This is a genomic window from Streptacidiphilus sp. MAP5-3 (genome assembly GCF_041262505.1).
Lineage (GTDB): Bacteria > Actinomycetota > Actinomycetes > Streptomycetales > Streptomycetaceae > Streptacidiphilus.
Window position 1 is genome coordinate 165,506 of the sequence record NZ_JBGCCL010000003.1, and the last position, 24,568, is coordinate 190,073.

General features: G+C 71.8%; 19 protein-coding genes. 4 read left to right on the forward strand and 15 right to left on the reverse strand.

Going from position 1 to position 24,568, the window contains the following annotated elements; all coding sequences use genetic code 11:
* Positions 1 to 10 precede the first annotated feature (10 nt).
* From ABH928_RS07060 to ABH928_RS07080, 5 genes are all read right to left on the reverse strand, one after another.
* Positions 11 to 1,378, reverse strand: coding sequence for a hypothetical protein (locus ABH928_RS07060; protein ID WP_370063247.1), 1,368 nt, complete (start codon positions 1,376 to 1,378; stop codon positions 11 to 13).
* A 41-nt stretch (positions 1,379 to 1,419) separates the two neighbouring features.
* The gene (locus ABH928_RS07065; RefSeq protein ID WP_370063249.1) at positions 1,420 to 1,557 is read right to left on the reverse strand and encodes a hypothetical protein; all 138 of its coding nucleotides are present in this window, start codon (positions 1,555 to 1,557) and stop codon (positions 1,420 to 1,422) included.
* Positions 1,554 to 2,594: a glutamate ABC transporter substrate-binding protein gene (locus ABH928_RS07070; protein WP_370063251.1), complete on the reverse strand. Its 1,041-nt coding sequence runs from the start codon at positions 2,592 to 2,594 to the stop codon at positions 1,554 to 1,556. Before ABH928_RS07070 ends, ABH928_RS07065 begins: the two co-directional genes overlap by 4 nt.
* Before the next feature lie 14 nt (positions 2,595 to 2,608).
* Positions 2,609 to 3,928, reverse strand: coding sequence for a hypothetical protein (locus ABH928_RS07075; RefSeq protein ID WP_370063253.1), 1,320 nt, complete (start codon positions 3,926 to 3,928; stop codon positions 2,609 to 2,611).
* Positions 3,929 to 4,194: 266 nt separating this feature from the next.
* Complete coding sequence (locus ABH928_RS07080; protein ID WP_370063255.1) at positions 4,195 to 4,650, reverse strand: MarR family winged helix-turn-helix transcriptional regulator; 456 nt, start codon at positions 4,648 to 4,650, stop codon at positions 4,195 to 4,197.
* Between the two features lie 86 nt (positions 4,651 to 4,736).
* Between ABH928_RS07080 and ABH928_RS07085 the strand changes: the two genes are divergently transcribed.
* Together ABH928_RS07085 and ABH928_RS07090 are read left to right on the forward strand one after the other, a co-directional pair.
* Positions 4,737 to 5,111 (forward strand): cupin domain-containing protein, encoded by a 375-nt coding sequence (locus tag ABH928_RS07085; protein ID WP_370063257.1) that lies wholly within the window; start codon positions 4,737 to 4,739, stop codon positions 5,109 to 5,111.
* Between the two features lie 96 nt (positions 5,112 to 5,207).
* A complete protein-coding gene (locus ABH928_RS07090; RefSeq protein WP_370063259.1) occupies positions 5,208 to 5,795 on the forward strand; it encodes a Uma2 family endonuclease in 588 nt (195 codons plus the stop codon).
* Positions 5,796 to 5,862: 67 nt separating this feature from the next.
* Here the strand turns inward: ABH928_RS07090 and ABH928_RS07095 are convergent, their stop codons facing one another.
* The 9 genes from ABH928_RS07095 to ABH928_RS07135 form a co-directional block, all read right to left on the reverse strand.
* Positions 5,863 to 6,831, reverse strand: a complete 969-nt coding sequence (locus ABH928_RS07095) for an alpha/beta hydrolase (RefSeq protein ID WP_370063261.1) — start codon at positions 6,829 to 6,831, stop codon at positions 5,863 to 5,865.
* A 98-nt stretch (positions 6,832 to 6,929) separates the two neighbouring features.
* Positions 6,930 to 8,018, reverse strand: coding sequence for an N-acetylglucosamine kinase (locus tag ABH928_RS07100; protein WP_370063263.1), 1,089 nt, complete (start codon positions 8,016 to 8,018; stop codon positions 6,930 to 6,932).
* An 8-nt stretch (positions 8,019 to 8,026) separates the two neighbouring features.
* Positions 8,027 to 9,295, reverse strand: a complete 1,269-nt coding sequence (locus ABH928_RS07105) for a 6-phospho-beta-glucosidase (protein ID WP_370063265.1) — start codon at positions 9,293 to 9,295, stop codon at positions 8,027 to 8,029.
* Entirely contained in the window at positions 9,295 to 10,200 is a 906-nt protein-coding gene (locus ABH928_RS07110) for a carbohydrate ABC transporter permease (RefSeq protein ID WP_370063267.1), read from the reverse strand. The genes ABH928_RS07105 and ABH928_RS07110 overlap by 1 nt, the downstream gene beginning before the upstream one ends.
* A gap of 23 nt (positions 10,201 to 10,223) precedes the next feature.
* Entirely contained in the window at positions 10,224 to 11,231 is a 1,008-nt protein-coding gene (locus ABH928_RS07115; protein WP_370063269.1) for a carbohydrate ABC transporter permease, read from the reverse strand.
* A 141-nt stretch (positions 11,232 to 11,372) separates the two neighbouring features.
* Positions 11,373 to 12,728, reverse strand: a complete 1,356-nt coding sequence (locus ABH928_RS07120; RefSeq protein ID WP_370063271.1) for an extracellular solute-binding protein — start codon at positions 12,726 to 12,728, stop codon at positions 11,373 to 11,375.
* A 188-nt stretch (positions 12,729 to 12,916) separates the two neighbouring features.
* Positions 12,917 to 14,158, reverse strand: a complete 1,242-nt coding sequence (locus ABH928_RS07125) for an ROK family transcriptional regulator (protein WP_370063274.1) — start codon at positions 14,156 to 14,158, stop codon at positions 12,917 to 12,919.
* A gap of 193 nt (positions 14,159 to 14,351) precedes the next feature.
* Positions 14,352 to 15,491 carry a hypothetical protein gene (locus tag ABH928_RS07130; protein WP_370063276.1) on the reverse strand — a complete coding sequence of 380 codons (1,140 nt, stop codon included), beginning with the start codon at positions 15,489 to 15,491 and terminating at the stop codon, positions 14,352 to 14,354.
* 195 nt (positions 15,492 to 15,686) lie between these two features.
* Positions 15,687 to 16,745, reverse strand: a complete 1,059-nt coding sequence (locus ABH928_RS07135) for a mechanosensitive ion channel family protein (protein ID WP_370063278.1) — start codon at positions 16,743 to 16,745, stop codon at positions 15,687 to 15,689.
* Between the two features lie 285 nt (positions 16,746 to 17,030).
* Here ABH928_RS07135 and ABH928_RS07140 point away from each other — a divergent pair, with 285 nt between their 5' ends.
* Entirely contained in the window at positions 17,031 to 17,618 is a 588-nt protein-coding gene (locus ABH928_RS07140; protein WP_370063280.1) for an HNH endonuclease, read from the forward strand.
* 178 nt (positions 17,619 to 17,796) lie between these two features.
* Here the strand turns inward: ABH928_RS07140 and ABH928_RS07145 are convergent, their stop codons facing one another.
* Positions 17,797 to 21,960, reverse strand: coding sequence for a beta-N-acetylglucosaminidase domain-containing protein (locus ABH928_RS07145; RefSeq protein WP_370063282.1), 4,164 nt, complete (start codon positions 21,958 to 21,960; stop codon positions 17,797 to 17,799).
* 452 nt (positions 21,961 to 22,412) lie between these two features.
* Between ABH928_RS07145 and malQ the strand changes: the two genes are divergently transcribed.
* Entirely contained in the window at positions 22,413 to 24,533 is a 2,121-nt protein-coding gene (gene malQ / locus ABH928_RS07150; RefSeq protein ID WP_370063791.1) for a 4-alpha-glucanotransferase, read from the forward strand.
* Positions 24,534 to 24,568 lie beyond the last annotated feature (35 nt).

Consider the following 24,568-nt stretch of genomic DNA (forward strand, 5'->3'; position numbering starts at 1 on the left):
TCATGGACTGTCAGGCACCGTAGGGCCGTCCGTCCACCGGCCCGCCGCCGGGCGGCGCGGCGTGCTGCTGGGGCGCCTGCTGTTGGGACGCCTGCTGGTGGGCCGTGTGCAGCGCCTGTTGGTAGCGCTGCACCGCGTAGTCGGCGGCGCGCAGGTCGCAGGGTGCGCTCCAGAGCATCCGCCGGGCCTGGTCGTAACGCTCGATCAGCTCCGGGTCCTCGGACATCCCGCGCCGGGCGGCCATCGCCTTGTAGGCGTCCAGCCGACCGCGCAGCTCCGCGCGGACCGCCAGCGGGGCGGTCACCGCGGTGAGCGACTCCCTGGCGCGTTCCAGCTCGCGCAGCGAGGCGGACTCCAGGGTGTCCAGCAGCGGCGCCAGCCGGTGCCACTGCCCGTGCTGGCGCAACTGGTCGGCCTGGGCCAGCCGTTCGCGCATCGCGCTGGCCGGTCCCGGCACCGTCGGCACCTCGGTGGCGGCGATCTTCGCGAGCACCTCGCCACGGGCCCGGCGCGCCTCGGCCAGGGTGGCGTCGGCGCGGGCCAGGGTCTCGCCGACGCGCTCCAGCCGTTCGTCCGCGTCGTCGCGGAGCCGGAGCAGGTCGGTGAGTTCGAGCCGGATGTCGTCGACGGTCCGCGCGGCCCGGTCGTAGCGGCCGGTCTCCACCGTCCCGCCGACCGGCTCGCGGCCGGGCGCGGACATGGCCGCCGGACGCGGCGTCCAGAAGGCGAGCGGGTCGGTGACCACCTCGCTGCGGAGCGCGGCGAGTTCCTTGCCGATCTTGTGCAGCGCGTCACCGGCCGGGTGCTCGCCGGCGTGGACGCCGACCGAGCCGGCCAGCGCCTGCACCCGGCCGAGTTCGGCCAGCAGCAGGTCGATCCGGGCGGGCAGCGCCGACCAGACCGCGTCGGCGGCCGAGGCGACCTCGATGATCCGGGCGTACCAGTCGTTCATCCGGGCCACCAGCTCGCCCAGGCTGACCTGTTCGCTGAGCCGTGCCCCGCCCGTCAGCGAGCCTGCCGTGGCCGGCAGTTGGCTGCCGGAGACGGTGACCCCGCTGCCGCGCAGCAGCTCGGTCAGCTCGATCAGCTCGGACTGGCTGGGCCGGTTGCGCCGGGAGCGGACCGCGCGGGCGGCGGCCAACGCCTCGGAGTAGGTGTCGAAGCAGGTCCACAGCAGTTGCAGGCCCGGTGCGGCGGCCTCCCACCGCTCCCGGGTACGGCCGGTGAGCTCCGCGCCCTCGAGCAGACGTCGACCCGGGTGGTCCTGCAGTGCCAGCAGGGAGGCTTCGACGGCCTCGCGCTCGGTGCCGAGTCGGGCGAGTGCGCGGTCCACCTCCTCGCGGGTCATCACGGGACCGCCTGGTCCGGTCAACGCCATGCTTGCTTGTCTCCCTGTGGGTCGTGCCAGTGGTCAGATTGTCAGATGCGGATCGCCGTCGGGGAGTCGGGGCCGGTCTTTGTCGATTCCTTGACGTCTTCGCTACGGGTGTGCCTGTCCTCGCAGGTCAGCGCGGTGGTCAGCGCTGCGGTGAGCCGGTTTCGGCGACGGCTGCTCACGGTTGCTCGTTGACCCAGTGCGCCACGGGCGGCGTGCCGTCCTTCGAGGTGCCCTGCTTGAGCCAGTGCTGGTAACTCGCCTGCCAGCCGCCGCTCGACTCGTAGGACTGGATCACCGCGTTGACCCGGGCGACCAGGTCCCAGGCACCGTGTTTGACGGCGACGCCGTAGTACTCGGTGTCCAGCAGTGCGCCCGGCAGCTTCAGCGTCGGGTCCTGCGCGGCCTGACCCGCCGCCAGCGCGCCGTCGGTGATGGTCGCGTCGACCTGGCCCAGCTGCATCAGCACCAGGCAGTCCAGCTGGTTGGCGACCGGCACCTCCTGCGACTTGTACGGGCTCGCCTGCAGCTGCGCCTCTCCGGTCGAGCCGGTGGCGGTGCAGACCCGCTGGCCCTTCAGCGAGGCGTCGAACCCGGTCACCTGGGAGGTGCCCGGCACGATCAGCTGCTGACCGGTGGTGAAGTACGGCGCGGAGAAGGAGACCTGCTGCTCGCGGTCGCAGGTGATGGTCATGGCGCGCACCACCATGTCGACCTCGCCGCTCTCCAGGGCGTTGATCCGCTGGTCCGTCGGCACGGCCAGGAAGTCGACCGCGTTCGGGTCGCCGAACAGCGCCTGGGCGATGGCGTGCACGAGATCGATGTCGAAGCCCTCCAGCTGACCCGACTTCGGGTCGCGGAAGCCCCAAAGGTAGCTGTTGGTGTCGATGCCGACGACCAACTTGCCGCGCTGCAGGATCTTCTGGATGTCAGGGCCGCTGTCCGAGGTGCTCGGCGTCTGGCTGGCCTGCTGGTCGCAGCCGCTGCTCGTGTCCGCCGGGGTGTGGGCGGGCGCGTGGGCGACGAGCACGGGTGCGTCGGCGGGCAGCCCGCCTGTCTCCGCCGCCGAGCTGCCCGCGAAGGCGAAGCCGCCCAGCAGCAGCGCCACGGTCGCGGCCCAGACCCCGGGACGCCGGAGGATGCGCAACGCCTGTCGGGTACGCAACGCCTGCCCGGTACGCAACGCCTGTCCGGCGCGCGGTCGGTCGGTGGTTCTCATCACTGCTCTCCTCCCTACCGGTACTCGGCCACGCGTCGGTTGATGCCCGCCACCGCGCCGACCGCCGCCAGCACCGCCAGCAGACCCGCGCCCGGCGCGAGCAGGGTGGTGGCGTTGCGGCCGTCGTCGGCGAGGCTGGTGAACTGCGCCTGCTCGTGCGTGGCGGCACTGTTGAGGCTGCTCTCCAGCGCGGTGAACGAGGCGTTGATGGTGGTGCTCCCGGTGCCGATGGTGTCGTTCAGCGCCGTCTGGTAGTCGCCCGCCTGGTTGGCGGTGTAGGCGGTGTCGTGCCGCGACTGCCAGGTGTGCCAGTCGCTCAGTGCGGCGGTCAGCGACTGCTGGGCCACCGCGTCACCCGTGGTCATGCTGCGGGCGGTGGGGAGGTAGCCGCTGGTCGCGTTCGCGTTGCCGAGGGCCGCGCTCTCCTTCTCCCAGGTGTCCTCGTAGACGGTGGTCGAGCCACGGGCCACCAGGTTGAGGTTCTCCGCGCCACGGCACTTGAGCGCCTCGATGCCCGCCTCGTTCAGCACCTGGAGCGGCGCGGCGCCCTGGGTGTCGCTGTCGGAGAGGTATGACGCGGCGACGCTCTGACCGGCCGCCAGCCACAGCAGCGCGACCGTCGCGCACGCGGTGCCCAGCACCAGCCCGATGTTGAAGACCCGGTTGGTCCGCCGGTAGAGCAGCACCTGCGCGCGGACCAGCAGGATCAGCAGCACCACCCCGAGGCCGAGCGCGGCCCAGGGCAGCGAGCGGGCGTCCGCGTAGTCCGCGTGCAGCCGTGCGGTCTCGGCGTTGTAGAGGTTCTGGGCCTCCAGCAGCATCTGACCCTGCATCTGGCCGGACCCGTACCGCAGGTACGCGCCGCCGAGCGGCAGGCCCTGCCGGTCGTCCGCCTTGGCCGTCTCCACCAGGCCCGCGTAGACCGGGAGCTGGGTGTTGAGCTGCTGGATCCACTGCTGGCCGGGATCGTTCGGATCGGTCTGCGCGGCGGCCTGGGTGAGCAGCTTGGACGCGGTGGCGATGTCGGCGTTGTACTGGTCGCGCACGGTCGCGGTCTCGGCCCCCGCCTGCAGGAAGCCGGTCGCGGCGGTGGTGTCGGCGTCGGCGAGCGACCGGAAGATCTGCGCGGCGTCGTCACTGAGCGGCTGGCTGTGGTTGACGACGTTGTCGGCGGCGGTGGTCCGCGAGTCCACCTGCCAGACCGTCAGCACGCCGAACAACAGCGCGAGCAGCGCCAGTCCGACCGCGCCGGACCGCAGGCGCCTCGGCGGCGTGCCGGTCAGCACGGCGGTCGCCCGCTCCCGCACTCTCCGGCCCTGGGGTGGGCCTTGCATCGGGCCTTGGGTCCGGCCTTGGACGGGTCGTTCCTGCAGCGTGGTGGCCATACTGTGCGCGTCCCCCTTCCCCCTGGGCGCCTCGTGATCCGCCTAGGGACGGTCCGCCGACGGCTGTGCCTCTGTCTGTGCCTCTAGCCTGTGCTTGTATCGCAAGCAGTATGGCCGCCCACTCCGACCGGCACACCCCTGATGCTGCGATCTTGGGCTTTCGCGGCAGACCTGTGACACAAGTCGTCAGCAGGGTGGGATCATCGGATCGGGTGTCACCAAGCAGGACGAATCGGGCCTTTGGGGTTGAGCGCCGCCAGATCCCTGGTCAGGTCGGCGAATCGCTCCGCGCCGAGGGTCTCCCGCCAGGGTGCGACGGCGGCGACGGCCGCGGCGTCCGCGGCGCGGGTGCAGGCCCAGCCGCGCTCGGTCAGCTGCAGCAGCCGCGCGCGGGCGTCGGTGGGGTGCGGGTGGCGCTCGACGTACCCCTTCTTCACCAGTTCCTCGACGAGTTGGGCGGCGGCCTGCTTGGTCACCCCGAGGTGCGCCGCGAGGTCGGCGGTGGTGGCGCCGCCGTGCGAGATCCGCGCGAAGGCGAAGCCGTGCGTCGGCCGCAGATCCTCGAACCCCGCGTCGACCACCCGCTGGTGGATGCCCTCCACGAGCTCGCCCGCGAGGGCGAGCACGAGTGCGGAGAAGGTGAGGCTGGTCGCGTCGCTGCTGCTGTCCATGGGTTGACCTTAGCGCAATGGACAAGTAGCTTGTCTGTATCGCAATGGACAAGCCACTTGTCTATCTCTGCAGAAAGGAACCTGTCATGCCCGTTATCCGCAGCGCCGAGGCCCAGCCCCACGAGATCCACGGCGCCCGCTTCCTGGGGTACGCCAACCCGTCCACCGGCGCCAAGGAGCTCGCCGCCTGGCGCGGTGAGATCCCCGCCGGGACGGCCGGAACCGCCCACACCGTCACCAAGGAGGAGATCGTCCACCTGCTCGCCGGCCGCCTGACCGTCACCCTCGACGGCGAGCGCGCGGAGCTCGCGCCCGGCGACGTCCTGATCGTCAACGCGGGCAGCACACTCTGCGTCGACAACGAGGGCGACGCCCCGGCGGCGATGTGGACCTGCACGTCGGTCGGCCTGGAGGCCGTCCTGCCCGACGGCTCCCGGCTCGCGCCGCCGTGGGCGAACTGAGCCCGCCCGGCCCGGTGCCCCGGTTGACGCGAGTACGCCCGCATAGGATGGAGGAGACGACGACGGCCGGGGCGTTGTGACCGAAGGAGCGGCTCCATGAGTCACCAGGACGCCATCTACCGACACCTGAGGGAGATGCGCGCCGAGTTGTTCAACGGCCTGCCGCGCGAGGTCCGCTCCGAGATCAGCGGTGGCGAGATCGTCATGATGATGTCGCCCGTGCCCAAGCACGGGCTCGCTGCCAAGGACGTGGTCCGGCAGCTCGACGCCCAACTGCCCGAACCGCTCCTGGCCGTCGAGAACACCGACACCGATGACGCCAGCCTCGGCAAGCTGCGCATGCCGGACATCATGGTGGCTCCACGTGCCGCGTTCGACACCGACGAGGATGCAGTCGACGCGCGCGAGCTCGTCCTGGCCGTCGAGATCGTCTCCCGGTCCAATCCCGACAACGACTACGTCAGGAAGATGGCCGACTACGCGGCCATGGGCATCGAGCACTATCTGATCGTCGATCCGCGCGACGGCACCTGCTTGTACGCCACCGAGGTCGGCTCCAAGGGCCAGGGGCCCGAGTACCTGCTCCGGACGTCCTATCCCTACGGGGACGTGATCCGGATCGGCGACCTCGCCACCATCGACACGACCGGGCTGCCGCGCTACGGGGAGAAGGGACGCCGGTAGGTTCTCGGCCGCGCCCGGCGCGGGTTGCAGGGGAGTCCTGGCAACCCGCGCACGTCTGATGCAGGCCTCAGCCGGTGGCCAGGACGCGGCGCAGCCAGGAGTGGCGGGCCTCGCGGGCGGCGCGGCTGATCCCGGCGTCGGGCACGACCCGGTCGAAGCAGTGGAAGCCGCCCGTCCAGACGTGCAGCTCGGCCTCGCCGTCGGCCGCCCAGATGCGGGTGGCGTAGGTGACGGCCTCGTCGCGCAGGCACTCGGCGGAGCCGGCGTCGATGAAGGCGGGCGGCAGCCCGGACAGGTCCGTGGCGCGGGCGGGCGCGGCGTACGGGGAGACGTCCGGGCCACCGCAGGCGCTGCCGAGCAGGCTGTCCCAGCCGAACCCGTTGTCGCTGCGGTCCCAGATGTCGAGGCCGTCCATCTGCCGCACTGAGGCGCTGTCGTTGTGGTCGTCGAGCATCGGGCTCATCAGCAGCTGGCCGCGCAGTCGCGGGCCGCCCTTGTCCCGCACGGTCAGGGCGAGTGCGGCGCTGAGGCCGCCACCGGCGCTCGGGCCGGCGACGACGATCCGCTCCGGGTCGATCCCGAGCTCGGCCGCGTGCTCCGCCGTCCACAGCAGGCCGGCGTAGACGTCGTCGATCGGCGCGGGGTGCGGGTGCTCGGGCGTCAGCCGGTAGCGGACCGAGACCAGTGTTGCGCCGAGCAGCTCGGCCGTGTCGAGCATCGGATCGAGGGCGATGCGGTGGTCACCGCAGAAGGTGCCGCCGCCGTGGCTGTAGTAGAGCACCGGCCGCGACGCGGGTGAGTCGACCGGCGTGCAGATCAGCAGCGCGATCTCGGGATCGCCGGGCAGTCCCGGCACCGTCCGCTCGGTGACGGCGAATCGGCCGTCGCGGCTCAGCGCCTCGTGAGACGGCACCCCGGCCGTGTCCTCGGCGCGGATGTCCGCCAGCCGTTCGACGCTGATCGGCGGCTCCTCCTCCGCCATGATGGCGTCGTAGACGCGCTGCAGCTCGGCGTCGAACGGTACGGGCACGGTCATCCCCCTTGGCAGTTGTCGATCGCCGGGCACGGTAGTTGTCCCGTTCTCGGCGCCGCAAGGGATTTAGGGCCTGGCGCCCCGAGCGGGCGGGGCACCAGTTATTCGCCGTACGCTGCCCGCAGCTTCGCCTGCGCCGCAGGACCGCCGCCCAACTGCGCTGCGGCCAAGTGGTCCAGTCCCAGGAGCGCCGCGCCCACCACCGGTGGGGTGGTGACCACGCGTGGCCGTGCCAACGGCGCCCGCACTGCCAGGAGTTCCGCGACGGCGTCCAGCAGCAGCGGCTGTCTCGCCGCCAGCACACCGCCGCCGAGGACGACGTCGGCCGGGGTGTCCAGCAGGTCCAGGCGTTGCAGGGCGACGCCCGCCAGTGTGGTGATCTCCTCCGCCTGGCGGTGGACCAGCTCCAGGGCGATCGCGTCGCCCGCCTCCGCGCAGCGGAAGAGGACCGGGACCAGTTCGTGCAGGCGGCCCTCCGGTAGCTCGCCGAGGTGGACCGCCTCTGCGACCGCGCCGGCGCTGTCGAGGCCGAAGTGGTCCGCGACCGCCGCCGCCAGCGTGGTGGCCGCGCCGCGGCCGTCCTCCGCACGGACGGAGGACCACATCACCTCAAGCGAGATGCCCCCGCCTCCGCCCCAGTCCCCGGTGATCTGGCCGAGCGCGGGAAACCGCGCCGTCCGGCCGTCGGGGAGCAGGCCGACGCAGTTGATGCCCGCACCGCAGACGACCGCGACGCCGCGCGGCGCGTCCGTGCCGGCGCGGAGGAGGGCGAAGGTGTCGTTGGCCACGACCGTGGTCCGGGACCAGCCACGGGCCGCGATGGCCTGCTGGAGTTCCCGCTCCTCGACCGGCAGGTCCGCGTTGGCCAGGCACGCCGACGCGTGCGTGACCAACGGGCCGTGGTCGAGGGGGAGTTCCGCCGCTGCGGCCGCCTCGGCGACGATCTCCGCCAGCCGGTCGATCGCGGCGTCCGGCCCGGCCAGGTAGGGCCGGAAGCCCTCCCCACGGGCGCTGCCGAGGACGGTGCCGGTCGCGGTCACGATGGCCACGTCGGTCTTGCTGTTGCCCGCGTCGATCGCGAGGACGCCCGCGACCAGCTCGTTGCCCTCGGCGCCGACCGTGCCGGCGCCGAGGGGATTCCCGGCTTCGCCGTCGTCCGAGGGATCGGCGTCGCGGTGATCGGCGGTCATGAAGGTCGTCACGCCCAGGCCAGGTGCGCGTGGTTGTGGGATATCAGACGGTCCGTCAGTTGTTCGGCCCGATCGATCTGTCCGACCAACGGGTGGGCCAGCAGGGCTTGGAAGACGCGGTCTCTGCCGCCGCGCAGCGCCGCATCCAGGGCGAGCTGCTCGTAGCCGGTGACATGGCCGATCAGCCCGGCGTAGAGCGGTTCGACCGGCGCGACCGGCAGCGCGCGCGGGCCCTCCGCGTCGACCAGAGCCGGGACCTCGATCACCGCGTCGTCCGGGAGGAACGGCAGGGTGCCCCGGTTGAGCAGGTTGACCACCTGCTCGGACGGCGCGCCGCCCTGGGTGCCCAGCAGTGACGCGACCAACTGCACTGCCGCCTCGCTGTAGAACGCGCCGCCGCGCTGCGCCAGCAGCTCCGGCTTCTCGTCCAGCGACGGGTCCGCGTACATGGTCAGCAGCTCGCGCTCGATCTGCGCCACCTTGGCGGCGCGCGAGCCCTGCTTCTTCAACTCGGCCACGACCGCGTCGTGTTCGTAGAAGTAGCGCAGGTAGTACGACGGCACCACGCCCAACTGCCGTACCAGCGACAGCGGCAGCTCCAGATCCTCGGCGATCGCCTCGCCGTGGCCGGAGATGAGGTCCGGCAGCACGTCCTTGCCGTCCAGTCGGACGCCCCGCTCCCAGGTGAGGTGGTTGAGCCCGACGTGGTCCAACTGCACACGCTCCGGCGCGACGCCGAGCAGCCCGGCGAACTTGCGCTGGAAGCCGATGGCCACGTTGCAGAGCCCGACCGCCTTGTGACCGTGCGTCAGAAGCGCCCGGGTGACGATGCCCACCGGGTTGGTGAAGTCGACGATCCACGCGTCCGGCGCGGCCCGGCGGACCCGCTCGGCGATGTCCAGCACCACCGGGACGGTGCGCAGCGCCTTGGCCAACCCGCCCGCACCGGTCGTCTCCTGGCCGACGCAGCCGCACTCCAGTGGCCAGGTCTCGTCCTCGTTGCGGGCGGCCTGCCCGCCGACCCGGAGCTGCAGCAGCACCGCGTCCGCGCCCTGGACGGACGCGTCGAGGTCGCTGGAGGTGGTGACGGTGCCCGGGTGGCCCTGTTTGGCGAAGATCCGCCGGGCCAGACCGCCGACCAGCTCCAGCCGCTCCGCAGCCGGGTCCACCAGGACCAGTTCGCCGACGGGCAGGGTGTCCCGGAGTCTCGCGAAGCCGTCGATCAGCTCCGGCGTGTAGGTCGAGCCGCCCCCGACCACGACCAGTTTGAGGCTCATCAGCCCTTGACTCCCGTCAGCGTCACGCCCTCGATGAAGGCCTTCTGTGCGAAGAAGAACACGATGATCACGGGCGCCATCACCAGCAGCGTGGCGGCCATGGTCAGGTTCCAGTCGGTGTGGTGCGCGCTGTGGAAGGTCTGCAGACCGTAGGAGACCGTCCACGAGGCGGGGTTCTGCGCCAGGTAGATCTGCGGGCCGAAGAAGTCGTTCCAGCAGTAGAAGAACTGGAACAGCGCGACCGCCGAGATGGCGGGCTTGATCATCGGCAGGATCACCCGGAGCAGCGTGCGCAGCTCGCCGCAGCCGTCGACCTTGGCCGCGTCCAGGTACTCCTTGGGGATGGTCAGCAGGAACTGGCGCAGCAGGAAGATGGAGAACGCGTCGCCGAAGGCCATCGGGATGATCAGCGGCCACAGCGTGCCGGTCAGGTGCAGCTGGTTCGTCCAGACCAGGTACATCGGGACGATGATCACCTGCGGCGGCAGCATCATCATCGAGATGACCGCCATCATCGCCACCCGGCGCCCTGGGAAGCGGAACTTGGCCAGCGCGTAGGCGACCGGGACCGAGGAGACGACGGTCAGCACCGTCCCGGCCACGGAGTAGATGATGCTGTTCTTCCACCAGCTGGTGAAGCCCGGCACCTTGAACACGTTGACGTAGTTGCTCCAGACCCAGTGCTGCGGCCAGAGGTTGGCGCTGAGCGTCTGGTTGTCGCTCATCAGCGAGGTCAGGAAGAGGAAGACGAACGGCAGCAGGAAGAACAGCGCCGCAGCGATGCCGAGCGAGTGCACGGCGATCCAGTTGAGCCTGCGGTTGCGAACGGCCCGGCGGTGCGCGGCCGTTCGCGGCGCGGGCGCGGGGGCGCTCGCGGGGGTGTCGAGAGTCAGTGTCTCGCTCATGGTCTGATGGGCCCCTTTCCTGCTCAGTCGTCGCCCATGAGGCCGGAGCGCCGGCGCATCAGCAGGGAGGTGAAGGCCATCGCGAGCACGAAGAGGACCAGCGAGACCACGCAGGCCGAGCCGATGTCGTCGTTGCTCTGGAAGCCGAGGTTGTAGACGAGTTGGGGAACGGTCCAGGTCGACCCGCTGGGGTAGCCGGGGACGTAGTTCGTTCCCGCGCCGCTGATCACGCCGGAGGCGACCTGCCCCGCGACGATCGCCTGGGTGTAGAACTGGAGCGTCTGGATCACGCCGGTGACCACGGCGAACATGATGATCGGCGTGATGTTCGGCAGCGTCACGTACCGGAACCGCTGGAACGGGCCCGCGCCGTCGAGCGACGCCGCCTCGTACTGCTCGGTCGGCACGTCCAGCAGCGCCGCCATGAAGATGACCATCAGGTCGCCGATGCCCCACACCGCCAGCAGCACCAGCGAGGGCTTGGACCAGTTCGGGTCGTTGAACCAGCCGGGCTGCGGCAGCCCGAGCTTGCCGAGCAGGTGGTCGACCGGCCCGGTACCGGGGTTGAGCAGGAAGGCGAAGCCGATGGTGGCCGCCACCGGCGGGGCCAGGTACGGCAGGTAGAAGGCGGTACGGAAGAAACCGGCGCCCGTCTTGATCTTGGTGATCAGCATCCCGATGCCGAGCCCGAAGATCACCCGCAGCGTGACCATGACCACGACCAGCCACAGCGTGTTCCGCATGGCCTGCCAGAAGTACGGGTTCTCCGTGAGGACGTAGTTCCAGTTCTTCAGGCCCACGAAGTTCGGCGGGTTGTAGCCGTCGTAGTGCATGAAGGAGAAGTAGACGGTGGAGATCAGCGGGTAGGCGAAGAAGATCGCGAAGCCGATCAGCCAGGGGGAGAGGAAGGCCAGCGCCACCCGCAGCTCGCGGCGGCGCTTGCGCTTGAGCGCGGGCGCGACCGGGGGTTTGCTTGCGCGCGCCCGGCGCGGGGTGGGGGACAGGCCGGTCTCGGCTGTCGTGCTGCTCATGACGTTCACCACCGGGTGACGGGGGAGGAGTTGGGGCGGGTTCCGGGCGCTGCCGGCCGGGCCGGTCGAGGCGGGACGCGTCTCGACCGGGCCGGATGTTGACGGGTCGGCGGACGTTGACGGAGCGTCAACTGGTGGAGGTCACTGCGCCCCTGCCTGGGCGAGCGAGTTGTCGATGTCCGTGTCGGCCTTCTTCAGCCCGGCCGTCACGTCGGTCTGCTTGCCGGACTGCAGATCCAGGCCCAGGTTCTGCAGGATGGTGACGTAGTTGTCGCCGTCCGGAGTGGCGGGCTGCGTGACCGACTTGGGGTCGGCCGCGACGTTCAGGAAGGTCTGGAAGGTGCTCGGCAGCTTCAGGTCGGGCGACTTGAGCGCGGCCAGGGTGCTCGGCACGTTGTCTATCGCGTTGGCGAAGGTGACCAGGGCGTTGGTGTCCGTGGTCATGAACTTCACGAAATCCCAGGCTGCGGCCTGCTTCTGGCTGTTGCGGTTGATGCCGATGATGGTTCCGGTCTGGAAGCCCATGCCGTAGTCGGCCGCCATGCTGTCCGGGACCGGGAACGGCGCGGTGGCCCAGTGGAACGGGACGTTGTCCTGCTGCAGGTTGGAGATGCGCCACTCGCCGTCCAGCTGCATCGCGACCTTGCCCTTGTCGAAGGCGTTGGCGGCGAACTCGTCACCGTAACCGGTGCGCAGCTTCTCCAGGTGGGCGTAGCCGCCCAGTTGGCTGACCAGGCTCTTCTGCCAGGAGAACAGCGCCGGCCAGGTCGGGTCGCTCGAAAGGGCGGACTTGCCGTCCGGGGTGAAGTACGTCGGGTTGTACTGGCCGCCCACGTAGCCGGTGTTCTGCTCGTAGTAGTCCCACAGCGGCATGTAGCCGAGCTGCTGCGACCCGTCGCCCTTGGTCAGCTTGACCGCGTCGGCGGCCAGCTCGGAGAAGGTCTTCGGCGGCGAGGCGATGCCCGCGGCCTTGAACATGTCGACGTTGTAGTAGAGGCCGTACGCGTCGCCCAGCAGCGGCAGCGAGCACTGGTCGCCCTTGTACTGGGTGTAGCTGAGCATGGTCGGCGAGAAGGTGGTCTTCGGGTCGATCCCGTCCTTCGCTATCAGCGGGTCCAGGTTGACGAACGCGCCGGTCGAGCAGAACTTGCCGACGTCGGTGGTGGAGAAGTCGGAGACCACGTCGGGCGCGCTGGCGCCGGTGGCCCGCAGGCCCTGGGTGATGGTGTCGCCGGACACCGCCTTGACCGCGTTGACCTTGATGTTCGGGTGCAGCTTCTCGAACGCGGCGATGTCCGTGTTGATCGCGGCGAGCTCGTTGGGCTGGCTCCAGCCGTGCCAGAAGGTGATGGTGACCGGCTTGTTGTCGGTCCCGGTGCCGCCTTGCGCGCCGGTGTTGGGCTGGCCGGTGCAGGCGGCGGCGGTGAGTGCGAGCGAGGCCGTCACGGCGAGGGCCGCCAGGGCGCGGCGTCCTCTGCGGGGGAGGGCAGTCGACACGGGGACTCCAGTGGGTTCGGACCGGTGGTGGATGCACGGGGCTACGGGCGCGGCCAGGTGCGGGTGCGGGTGCCGGTCCGTTGCGAGGTGCCGATGGTGCGGCGGTGCGAGATTGGTGCCGGTGGTGCCTGTGGTGCGGGTCAGTGAGTGGTTCGGTGGGTGGGTCGGCAGTTGGGTCAGCAGGTGGGTCAGTGGGTGGAGAAGACCTGCTCTCGCGCGGTCGCCAACGCGGTCTGCAGCGCGCCGATGACGACGGGGGAGCCGGACAGCTCGCTCTGCAGCAGGCGCGGCCGGGGCACGGCCAGCCCCGACAACTCCTCCTGCACCAGCGCCCGCAGGCGTTCGCCCCCGGCGCGCGGGACCGCGCCGCTCAGCACGACCAGCTCCGGGTCGACCACCGCGACGACCGCCGCGAGGCCGGTGGCCAGGCGCTCGGCGAGGGTGCGCAGGAACGCGTCCCCCGCGTCCCCCAGGTTCCTGGCGTCCCCCGCTTCCGCGTCCTCGCCTGCCTCCGCGCGTCGGACCGCGTCGGCGACGGCGGCCTGCGCCGTGTCGCTGTCGAGTCCGTGCTCCCGGGCCAGGTCCAACACGGCCGGGGCACCGGCCAGTTCCTGGAAGCCGCCCGAGTTCGCGGTCTCCAGCTCGGGGTTCTTGATCAGCGGCGCGCCCGGCATCGGCATGTAGCCGATCTCGCCCGCGCCGCCGGTGTGGCCGCGGTGCATCCGGCCGCCCAGGACCAGGGCGGCGCCGATGCCCGCCTCGACCCAGAGCAGCACGAAGTCCTGGACGCCCCTTGCCAGTCCTACGCGCTGTTCGGCGACGGCGGCCAGGTTGACGTCGTTCTCCAGCGCGACCGGGACACCGAGGTCCGCGGTCAGCTCCTCCAGCAGGCGGGGTGAGTGCCAGCCGGGAAGGTGTGCGGCGTACCGGAGTTCGTCGGTGGCCGGGTCGAGCGCACCGGGCGTGCCGATGACGACGGCGCGCAGGTCGCTCCGGTCGAGGCCCGCTGCGGTGGTGGCGACGTCGAGGGCGCGCCCGACCTGTTCCACGGCCTGGCCGGGGTCGTCCGCGTGCTGCGGCAGCCGGTGCTCGGTGACCACGTGTCCGGTGACGTCCGCGATGGAGACCCGGACCCGCTCGGGGCTGACATCCAGCCCGGCCACGTAGGCGGCACGCGGGTTGATCTCGTAGAGCTGTGCGCCGGGCCCCGGCCGTCCGGCGGTGGTGCCGACGGGGACGACCAGTCCGGCGCTCTCCAGCCGGGCGAGCAGTTGGGAGGCGGTGGGCTTGGACAGCCCGGTCAGCGCGCCGAGTTGGCTCCGGGACAGGGGGCCCTCTTCGAGCAGCAGCTCCAGCGCGGCCCGGTCGTTGATCGCTCGCAGCAGCCTCGGGGTGCCGGGCTGCGAGGGGTTGCTGCGGCCGGTCGCCATGGCGTTCCCTCACTCTCCTCGCGTCGCCTTCAGCGAGGACGACTGAGCCCCTGAACTGGAAGGAAACTTTCCTAACGGTTGGCCAGGAACGTACGGCTGCGGGCGAGGGGATGTCAATGCCCCGGGAACGCCTCGATTCTCTTGGAGACCGAAGCGTTACCCGGGGCATTCGTCCCTGGGGAGCGGGAGTGGATCAGACCGAGACGGCCTCCTCCTCTTCCTCCCGGACGTCGCCCTCCCGGACGTCGCCCTCCGGGACGTCGCCCTCCGGGACGTTGCTGTGGACGGCCTGGGCCGGAACCGCAGCCGAGACGTTCGACGCCGTGACGAGCGTCGGGGCCTGCGACTTCCGGGACTTGACCAGGCCGGTGACGCCCAGTCCGACGACGGCGACCAGCGCCCAGATGATCAGGATCCACACGTCGGTGGCGAAGCCGCCGCGGCCGTCGAAGTAGATCATGCTCCGCGCGCCCTCGACGAAGCCCGAGCCGATCCAGAACGAGTGCAGTGAACCGAAGAAGCCGTTCTGCAGGTCGGGGCGGAAGACGCCGCCGGAGGAGGTGAAGTTCAGCATCACGAAGAGCAGCATCGTGCCCAGCGTGGTCCAGCGGCCCAGGAAGTGGTGCAGCACGGTTCCGATCCCGGCCACCGCGAAGGAGTAGACCCAGGCGAGTGCGAAGAGCCCGGCCAGGTCGTGGTGGACGAAGTCGAAGACCGGTCCGGCCAGAACCGTCCCGATGACCGCGACCGTGAACGAGACGCCGACGCACAGCGCCGCCTGTGTCCGCACCTGCAGCGCCGCGCCCGCGCCGCCGATCACGGCCACGCTGCCGTAGGAGCCGATGCTGATCGCCACCAGCAGGAAGAAGAGCGCCTGGTTGGTCGGGTCCTGTGTCGGCATCGGGGTCAGGTCGACCGTGGCCAGCGGCTGGTGCTGGAGCGAGGCGACGGTGGTGAAGATCTTCGTGGCGACCTCGACGTCGGTGCCGGAGTTGGCGGTGGCGACGTACAACTGCGGGGAGGCGGAGCCGGTGGCGCTGGGCTGGTAGGCGGCGACCAGTGAGCGGTTCATGATCTGCGCCTTGGCCGCGTCCGTGCTCGGCAGGGTGGTGACGTCGAGCGCGTCGCCGGCCTGGTCCTTGATCGTCTGGGCCAATACGTCCGCCTGCGGGGTGGTGCCGATGACCGCGACCTTCATGTGGTGCGGCGACGGCGCGTGGAACGCGCTCTCGTAGGCGAGACCCATGCCGAGGCACATGAGCAGCGGCAGTAGCAGGTGCGTGAGGACGCGCCGGAGTACGGCGCGTTCGGAGGGCGCGGCGGTGGCGGACATGATCACCCCAGAAAAGCGGTTGGTATTTACAACTAAGACTTAAGTTGTACTTTACAACGGATTACCTGAGTCAGCAAACGTGCACGCGCCGGCAAACGCCGGCAGGCATCGGCAGGCGCCGGCAGACGCAGAAGGCGCGGGCCGACCGGTGAGCGGTCGTGCCCGCGCCCTCGCGTACGGGTGTCTGTGGGGTGTCTACTTCTGCGTCGGGTCGTCCAGGCCCGGTATCGGCGCGGTGCCGCGCGACTGCGCGCTCATCGGGTCGCCGAGGACCGACGGTGCGTTGATGTCCGCTGCCGCGCGCTGGGCCGGAACGGCGTCCTCGACGGGCACGGTGACCCCGAGGCGGATGCCCGCCTGCTCCAGGGCGATCTTGATCCGGCGGCGCAGCTCACGCGCGACGCCCAGCGACTTGCCAGGCAGCACCTTGACCGAGACCTGGACGATCATCGAGTCGGCGGCCAGCGAGTCGACGCCCAGCACCTTGACCGGCTCGATCAGCGTCTCGGCCCACTCCTCCTCCTTGTCCATCTCCTCCGCCGCGGCCAGGATCAGCTCCTTCACCCGGTCCAGGTCCTCGTGGTAGCCGAGCGGAATCTCCACGCTGGCGGTCGCCCAGCCCTGGCTCAGGTTGGCGATCCGCTTCACCTCGCCGTTGCGGATGTACCAGATCTCCCCGCCCGCCCCGCGCAGCTTGGTCACCCGCAGGCCGACCTCCAGCACGGTGCCGGTGGCCACCCCGGTGTCGATCTGGTCGCCGACGCCGTACTGGTCCTCAAGGATCATGAAGACGCCGGAGAGGAAGTCCGTCACCAGGTTGCGCGCGCCGAAACCGATCGCGACACCGGCGACGCCCGCGCTGGCCAGCAGCGGAGCCAGGTTGATCCCCAGCACCGGCAGGATGGTGATCGCCGCTGTGCCGAGGATCACGAAGGAAGAGACACTGCGCAGCACCGACCCCATCGCCTGGGACCGCTGCCGCCGTCGCTCCGCGTTGGCCAGCAGGCCCGACATCCACGCACTCTCCGAGTGGTGGTGCGAGGTGCTGTTGGCCATCTTCTCGACCATCTTGTCGATCAGCCGCACCACCACGGCGCGCACCACCAGCGCGATGACCGCGATGAAGATGATGCGCAGGGCGTCGGTGACCCAGGCCTGCCAGTGCTGGCTGACGTAGCCGACGGCCTGGCTCGCGTCGTGCAGGGAGACCGTGGGGGAGGTCGGAGTGGAAGTTGTAGAGGTCTGGCTGGGCATCGCCCCAGAGTAGCCACCGGCCCCGAACCCGAGGCAAACCCGAGGGGGCGCGAGAGGGGTGTGTGGATCACTCCGCTGACCCGCCGTTACCGTGCTTCACCTGCGGTGACTGTGGGCATGATGGCGATGTGGGCTTCCGGTGTGGGGGAGCACACACCCGGTCGGACCTCAGGACATGGTGGCGCCCCGGCACCTCGGGCGGCGACACTGTCAGGAGATCACCCCGTCCGGGTGATCAGTCGTCCCGGCGCGAGCCACGCGCCGTCGGCGGAAAGGGAGGCCCTCGTGCCGCAAGTTCTGGTCCTGAACGCGTCCTACGAGCCACTGGGTGTCGTGTCACTACGACGCGCCCTGGTCCTCGTCCTCGACAAGAAGGCGGTGAGCCTCGAGGACACCGGGGTACTCATGCACAGTGCGACCTCAGCCATGTCGGCGCCGTCCGTCGTCCGGCTGACCCGTTTCGTCCGAGTCCCGTTCCGTGGCCCGGTCCCGCTGACCCGCAGGGCGCTGTTCGCCCGCGACGGCGGGCGCTGCGTGTACTGCGGTGGCGTCGCAACCAGCGTCGACCACGTGATTCCGCGCAGCCGTGGCGGGCAGCACGCGTGGGACAACGTCGTCGCCGCGTGTCGCCGGTGCAACCATGTCAAGGCGGACCGCCACCTCGCCGATCTCGGCTGGCGGATGAAGCGGACCCCTGCCCCTCCGACCGGCCTCGCCTGGCGGATCATCGGCACGGGCCACCGCGACCCGCGCTGGCGCCCGTACCTGGAGCCCTACGGAACGGCGGAGGAGTTGGCGCATCTCGCGCCAGTCCAAGCCCTTCATCAAGCCGGCGGAGCGCCCCCAGGGGCCCCGGTGGAGCTCAGCGCGTAGACGCGCGCGTCTCCCCGGGGCCTTTTCGTTACCCCGGGCAGACGGGACGTCGCACTTACCCGGGGGCGCGGGGCTCTGCCGATATGCGGCTCCGCCGCGTGCGCGCGAGAGGCCGAGCCTGTGCTGCCGCGCCCCTGGATGGTGCGACTTCCCCGCGTGCCTGGTCTGAAAGATCTGCTCAGGGGGTCGCGGAGGCGGACGGATCCGGGGTCGAGGTGTCCGTCGGGTCCGGCGTTGCCGTGTCCGTCGGGGACGGGCTCGGCGTGCTCGACGGGTTCGGGGACGGGCTCGCGGTCGACCCCGGCGGTGGGGTGAGGGACGCCGGCGGGTTGGTGACCGCGTAGACGTTCATGCCCCACAGCGAGTAGCCGAACCTGGTCGCCCGTGCCACGCCCTGCATGCGCACGTACAGCGCGTTCACCGCGCCGAACCGGACGGTCTCGGCGCCACCCTGGCCGTTGTTCACCGTGGCGACGGTGGTCCAGTTCTGACCGTCCATCGAGGTCTGGATCTGGTACTTCGACGCGTACGCGTCCTGCCACTGCAGGCCGACCTCGCCGATCACCGCCGGTTGCGCCAACTGCAGCTGGACCCACTCGTTGTCGTCCGCGGGCGAGGACCACCGCGTGGTCGGATCGCCGTCGTTGACGTTGGTGGCCGGGAAGTCCGCGGTCTCGTCCGCCGAGGAGGACGCCGTCGCGGTGAGGGCCAGGTCCGGGCCGCCGGTCTTCGGGTAGACGTGGACCGTGACGTCCTGCGTCGCGACCCGCCCACCGACGGTGAAGACGACGTGCGCCGTGTACGTCCCCGTCGGCGTGTTCGCCGCCGCCGCGAAGCCCAGCGGGACGTCGGCCGCGCCGCCGCGGGGGAGCGCGACCGGGCCGGTGCCGCTGACGGTCAGGCCCTTCGCGGCAGCGGGCAGCTGGGCCGTCACCGTGCCCGTCGCTCCGCCGACGCCCTGCGCCTGCAGCACCCCGCCCACCGGCACCGAGCCGCCGCCCGACTGCAGGTCGACGCTCTGCTGGGCGAGCTGCAGCGTCGCCGGAGGCGTGTCCGCGTACCAGGGGACGACCTGGTAGACGACCGCCGCGGGGCTGTTCGCGCCGCCGGTCCAGGCGATCCGGATCCGGTCGACCTTCAGCTTCGGGTCGGCGTCCAGCTCGGTGTAGCCGTCGCGGGCGACCGCTCCTATCGCGGTCCAGCCCTTGTCCGCGCTGTGCACCTCGACGGTGCCGGGCGCGTACGTACTCGGATCCGTCAGCACCACGACCCGGTTCAGCGGGCGAGTCTGACCCAGTGTCACCGTGACCGCGTCGCCCGGCTGCGCGGCGGACGCCGCACGGTAGGGGGAGTCGAGGTCGCCGTCGACCAGGTTGGCCAGCGGGTAGCCGGACGCGGCGGCGGGGCCGTCGGCCGTCATCGGCGTGGTGAACGGCGTGGTGACGCTGAAGTCGCGGACCGCGACCGAGCTGTCCTGGGTGCCGGTCGAGCGCAGCCGCAGGTAGCGGGCGACGACGCCGGAGGGCAGCGTCGCGTCGATCTCGGACTGACCGTGGTACGTGCCGATGGTCTGCCAGCCGCTGTCGTCGGTGGCGTACTCCAGCACCGCGTCCTGCATGATGTCGCCCGCGGCGACGTCGCCCGCCGGGCCGCCCATCAGGATGTGGACGCTGCGCACCGGGGTGGCGCTGCCGAGGTCGACGCCGAAGCTGTCCCCGGTCTGCGGCGGGTCGGCGGACCAGTAGTAGGTGTTCGGGTCGCCGTCGACCATCAGGGCCGGGTCGTCGTTCTGCGCGGTGCCCATGCTGCTGGTCGCGGTCAGCTGGCCGGTGTCGAGCCCGGCCCAGCTGTCGGAGGCCTTGAGCGCGCGGTCCAGGAACGGGTCCAGCACGCCGTCGCCGACGGTGACGCCGTTGTCGTCCAGAGCGGATTCCTGCTGGGCGAGGCTCAGCCGGAGCTTCCAGGCGGTCGCGTTGTCGCCCGCGCGCTGGGCGCTCAGCATGTCGACGGCGGTCTGCCCGGCCTGGCCGTAGCCCGCGAGCTGGGCGACCCAGGCGTCGTCCTCGGACTCCAGCTGTCCGCCGTCGACCTGGGCCAGATCGTCAGTGGCCTGTGCCATGGTGGTGAACGCGGCACGGAGCTGGGCGGCGGCCTGGGAGCGGGCGGCCGTCGCAGCAGGATCGTCGGAGTTCGGCCGGGGCGAGGCCGGTTCGAACGCTGACCAGAAGGCGTCCAACAACGGGCGCAGGTAGGCGGATTCCGTCTGCCCGAGAGGGGACGAGGCGCTGTTGCCCGCCAGTGCGGAGAGCGCGGCGACGGCGGCCTGCGAGGCCTGGGCCTTCCGGGAGTCCTGGCCGGATGCACCGCCGTGCCCGGATGCGCCGTCCTGCCCGGATGCGCTGTCCTGCCCCGATAGGCCGCTCTGGCCCGCCAGGTCGGCGACGGCGGCCTGCCAGGACCCCTGCGGCTGGTAGCCGCCGGGGTTCCAGGCGAAGTCGGCCGCGGTGAAGAGGGGGATGCGCGAGGCCACGGGCTGCTGCATGGCGTTGACCAGCAGTCCGGCGGCGTCGCTGGCCACGGACGGGTCGCGGCCCTCGTACGCGCCGAGGTAGAGGCGGTCCTGCGCGGAGTCGTTGACGGGGTAGTTGTCCTCGGTGACCAGCGGGTGGCCGAACGCCTGCTGGGCCCCCGTCAGGTCGCTCGCGGTGATGGTGGCGGGCTGCACGCCGACGCCGGTCCAGACGACGAGGACGCTGGGGTCCAACTCCTTGGCCAGCGCGGTGCGGTAGGGGGTGCTGCCGTCCTGGTAGTACTCGCTGGGCAGCAGGGTCAGCGCGTCGGCGTCCGGGTGCTGGGTGATGAACCGCCGCAGCACCACGTCGACCAGGTCCGCCTGCGCGCGGGCCGCCGCCTCCGGGCCGTGGCCGTAGGCGTCGGCGTCGGCCTGGCAGTGCCAGTGGGAGTAGGTGGCCTGGGAGAAGTCGAGCTGGAAGGAGCGCACGCCCAGCGACCACAGCTGCTGCAGCTTGGCGACCAGGGCGTTCTGGTCCTGGTTGGAGGTGTAGCAGAGCGAGCCGCCGAGCGAGAGCGAGTAGGCGACGGTGATGTGGTCCGCCGCGGCGGCCTGGGTGATCGTCCGCAGCCCGGCCTGCTGGGAGGCGGGGTAGGGGTTGCGCCACAGCGTCGAGCGGTAAGGGTCGTCGCCCGGCGCGTACAGGAAGTAGTTCTGCTTGGTCCGCCCCATGAAGTCGAGCATGTCGACGGTCTGCTGGGTGGTCCACGGCGTGCCGTAGAAGCCCTCGCTGACGCCGCGTCGGACGGAGGAGGGCCAGTCCTGGACGACCAGGCCGGGCAGCGCGCCGCCCTGGCCGAGGATCTGCCGGAACGACTGCACCGCGTTGAAGGTGCCGTCCGCGTCGACTCCGGCCAGCACGGCGATGCCGGCCGGCGCGGTCTTGCCGGGCGTGCCCACGGTGGCGCTGCCGGTGGCGAGCACGTAGCCGCCGGCGGGCAGGCCGCTGGGCGAGGGGACGGCCGAGGTGGGGGTCGAGAGCGTGCGCAGCGCGCGGTCGGTGCCGCCGCTCGCGCCCTCGGCGCCGCCGCCGAGGTAGATCGTCAGCACGCCCGGCTGCGGGTCGGTGTCGGGGGAGACGGTGTCCACCTTGCGCACGCCCGCGAGTTGGAGCGCCGCCTTCAGCACGGCGAGAGCGCCCGGGTCGGCGTGCGGCGCGGCGGCGAGCGCGACCCGGGCCGGCTTGGCGACGGCCGTGCCCTGGGTGTGCTCGCGCTGCGGGCGCGGGTAGATGGCAGGCCCGGAGACGTCCGCGCCGCCGCTCGGCGCGCCCGAGGTGGCGTGCGAGAGTCCGGCCGTGTTGGCCGTATTGCCCGTGTTGCTCGCATTGGCCGTGTTGCCGGCGTTGCCGCTCCGCGCGCCGCCGGTGGTGGCTCCCACGCCGACGGTCCTGGCAACGGCGTTGGGCGTGAGGGCGGCGGCCGGTCCGGCCGAGCCGACCAGCCCGCCGCCGACCACGGCGGCGACGGTGAACGCGGCACTGGCCCGTAGCGCCGCACTGCGGTTGCGCATCTGCGCGCCCACCTGCGCGCTCATCCGGCTGCTCAGCGCCAGCAATGGTGCGGTGCCCTTGAACTGGGAGATCAGCCGGTCCGCCGTCTCCGGCGCGAGACGGCGCGCGGTGCGGGCGGCGGTCCGGCGGGCGCTCAGCGCGGGCGCGGAGCCGAACAGGTTCTGGAGGCCGGTGTGTTCGGCGATGGTCCGCCGCAGACTGCTGCCGAGGGCCGCGACGATCCCGTCGTTGGCCGGAGCGGGCCGGTGGTCCTCCACGGGGACTCCTGATGCCTGGTCGGAAGCGTGCAGCGGTCGCGCCCGTTGGAGCCGGGCCGATCCAGCCGACAGCCTCCGAGCGTCGCAGGCGTCGCTCGCGCCCGTACGCGGGCCAGGAGATCGGCGAAGAGTCGCACGCGCCCCCGGAACCGCCTGGCTGAACTCCGCCGAACGGGTTCAACCCCACCATCTCCGGCCACGACATGTCAACGTACGGGCGTGTTGGCAACCGCCCGGTGCCGCGCGCGTCACCACCCGTTTGCCGGTGTCGAAGAGCCACCCGCCTGGGTAGGTGACAAGGTGCCCCGCCGGGCCGGAAGCGCGGTCCGTGTCGCGACGCCGCGCCGCCCGCGTCCTGCGACACCCTGCACACAGGGTCCGACACCGCGCAACGAGGAGACCACGTGGCCGCCGCCCAACCTCCGAACTCCCCTGGCGCAGGCGCGCTTCACATGCTCGCCCACGCCTACGGGGTGGACACCGAGTTCGAGGGCCGGCCCGTGCCCGAGACGACCCTGGTGGCGGTGCTGGCCGCGATGGGCGTCGACGCCGGGGACACCGCGCGGGCCGACGAGGCGCTCCAGGGCCTGTACGCCCGGCGCGCGCAGCGGCTGCTTCCGCGCGCGGTCGTGGTCCGCGCCGGACGCACCGAGGAGGTGGCGCTGCCCGGCGCGGCCGAGGCCTGGGTCGAGCTGGAGGACGGCGGCAGCGTCACCCTGCCGACGCCCTTCCCCCGCGGCGCCCACCGCGGGGAAGCGGGGGAGACCCGGCCGATCCCGGCGGACCTGCCCGTCGGCCGCCACACCCTCTGCGCCCGCCTCGGCGACCGGCTCTCCGCCGCCGCGCCGCTGCTGGTCGCCCCGGACCGGCTGGCCGGGCCGGAGCAGCGCAGTTGGGGCTTCCTGGTCCAGCTCTACTCACTGCTCAGCGAGCGCTCCTGGGGCATGGGCGACCTCGGCGACCTGGCAGACCTCGCGCTCTGGTCCGGCCACACCCTCGGCGCGGGCTTCGTCCAGGTCAACCCGCTGCACGCGGGCATGCCGCCGGGACCTGACGGTCACTCGGACCCCTCGCCCTACCGCCCCTCCTCGCGCCGCTTCGCCGACCCGGCGCACCTGCGCGTCGAGGCCGTCCCCGAGTACGCGTACCTGACGGCCGAACAGCGCGAACGGGTACGGGACGCCGCGCTGCGCGGCGCGCGGCTGCGCGAGGAGGTGCTGGTCGAGGAGGCGCTGATCGACCGCGACGCGGTCTGGGCCGCCAAGAGCGAGGCGCTGCGGGTGCTCCACGCCGTCCCGCGCAGCGTCGGCCGCGAGGCCGCCTACCAGGCGTTCCTGCGCCGCGAGGGCGACGGCCTGCTCCAGTACGCGACCTGGTGCGCGCTCGCGGAGGTGCACGGGCCGAACTGGCGACGCTGGCCCGGCGGGCTGCGCGATCCCGGCAGCGCGGCGGTGCTGCGCGCCCGCGCCGAGCTGGCCGGACGCGTCGACTTCCACTGCTGGCTGGCCTGGTTGGTCGACGAACAGCTCGGCGCCGCCCAGGACGCGGCGCGCGCGGCCGGAATGCCGCTGGGCCTGGTCCACGACCTCGCCGTCGGCGTCCACCCGGACGGCGCGGACGCGTGGGCGTTGCAGCACTGCCTGGCCGACGGCATCAGCGCGGGCGCGCCGCCGGACGCGTTCAACGCGCACGGCCAGAACTGGGGCCTGCCGCCGTGGCGCCCGGACGCCCTCGCCGACGCGGGCTTCGCGCCCTTCGCCGACCTGCTGCGCGCCAACCTCCGCCACGCGGGCGGGCTCCGGGTCGACCACGTCATGGGCCTGTTCCGGCTCTGGTGGGTGCCGGCGGGCCGCCCGCCGACGGAGGGCACCTATGTCCGCTACGACCCCGAGGCGATGCTCGGCGTCCTGGCGCTGGAGGCGCAGCGCGCGGGCGCGATCGTGATCGGCGAGGACCTCGGCACCGTCGAGCCGGGCGTCCGCGAGGAGTTGGAGGGCCGGGGCGTGCTGGGCACGTCGGTGCTCTGGTTCGAACGCGACTGGTCCGAGAAGGGCGGCGGCTCGCCGCTCCCGCCCGACCGCTGGCGCGAGCAGTGCCTGGCCACGCTGACCACCCACGACCTGCCCAGCACCGCCGCCCGGCTCAGCGGCGAGCACGTCGAACTGCGGCATCGCCTCGGCCTGTTGAACAAGCCGCTGGCCGAGGAGCAGGCGGAGGACGACGAAGAGCGCGAGGAGTGGCTCGGCGAGCTGGCCCGCGAGGGCCTGATGACCGTCCCGCCCTACGGCGAGGGCCCGGCCGCCGACCTGCTGGAGCCCCCGGACGGCCGCCACCTCCCCGACGCCGTCGGAGCCCTCCACCGCTACCTGCTGCGCACCCCCGCCAAGCTGGTCGGCGTCTGGCTCCCGGACACGGTCGGCGACCCCCGCCCGCAGAACCTGCCGGGCACCTCGACGGAGTACCCCAACTGGCGCCTTCCCATCGCGGACGCCGACGGCAAGCCGACCACTCTGGAAAGCCTCGCCTCGGCGGAGCGGACGGCGGAGCTGGGCGCGGTGCTGCGGGAGGGGTGAGCCCCGGTGGCAGCCCGGCGGCCACGCGCAACTGA

What these genes read in the sequence shown, in the direction of transcription:
- ABH928_RS07060 (WP_370063247.1), bottom strand. Translation starts at nt 1,378, where the DNA reads ATGGCGTTGACCGGACCAGGCGGTCCCGTGATGACCCGCGAGGAGGTG.
- ABH928_RS07070 (WP_370063251.1), bottom strand. Translation starts at nt 2,594, where the DNA reads ATGAGAACCACCGACCGACCGCGCGCCGGACAGGCGTTGCGTACCGGG.
- ABH928_RS07075 (WP_370063253.1), bottom strand. Translation starts at nt 3,928, where the DNA reads ATGCAAGGCCCACCCCAGGGCCGGAGAGTGCGGGAGCGGGCGACCGCC.
- ABH928_RS07080 (WP_370063255.1), bottom strand. Translation starts at nt 4,650, where the DNA reads ATGGACAGCAGCAGCGACGCGACCAGCCTCACCTTCTCCGCACTCGTG.
- ABH928_RS07085 (WP_370063257.1), top strand. Translation starts at nt 4,737, where the DNA reads ATGCCCGTTATCCGCAGCGCCGAGGCCCAGCCCCACGAGATCCACGGC.
- ABH928_RS07090 (WP_370063259.1), top strand. Translation starts at nt 5,208, where the DNA reads ATGAGTCACCAGGACGCCATCTACCGACACCTGAGGGAGATGCGCGCC.
- ABH928_RS07095 (WP_370063261.1), bottom strand. Translation starts at nt 6,831, where the DNA reads ATGACCGTGCCCGTACCGTTCGACGCCGAGCTGCAGCGCGTCTACGAC.
- ABH928_RS07100 (WP_370063263.1), bottom strand. Translation starts at nt 8,018, where the DNA reads ATGACCGCCGATCACCGCGACGCCGATCCCTCGGACGACGGCGAAGCC.
- ABH928_RS07105 (WP_370063265.1), bottom strand. Translation starts at nt 9,295, where the DNA reads ATGAGCCTCAAACTGGTCGTGGTCGGGGGCGGCTCGACCTACACGCCG.
- ABH928_RS07110 (WP_370063267.1), bottom strand. Translation starts at nt 10,200, where the DNA reads ATGAGCGAGACACTGACTCTCGACACCCCCGCGAGCGCCCCCGCGCCC.
- ABH928_RS07115 (WP_370063269.1), bottom strand. Translation starts at nt 11,231, where the DNA reads ATGAGCAGCACGACAGCCGAGACCGGCCTGTCCCCCACCCCGCGCCGG.
- ABH928_RS07125 (WP_370063274.1), bottom strand. Translation starts at nt 14,158, where the DNA reads ATGGCGACCGGCCGCAGCAACCCCTCGCAGCCCGGCACCCCGAGGCTG.
- ABH928_RS07130 (WP_370063276.1), bottom strand. Translation starts at nt 15,491, where the DNA reads ATGTCCGCCACCGCCGCGCCCTCCGAACGCGCCGTACTCCGGCGCGTC.
- ABH928_RS07135 (WP_370063278.1), bottom strand. Translation starts at nt 16,745, where the DNA reads ATGCCCAGCCAGACCTCTACAACTTCCACTCCGACCTCCCCCACGGTC.
- malQ (WP_370063791.1), top strand. Translation starts at nt 22,413, where the DNA reads ATGCTCGCCCACGCCTACGGGGTGGACACCGAGTTCGAGGGCCGGCCC.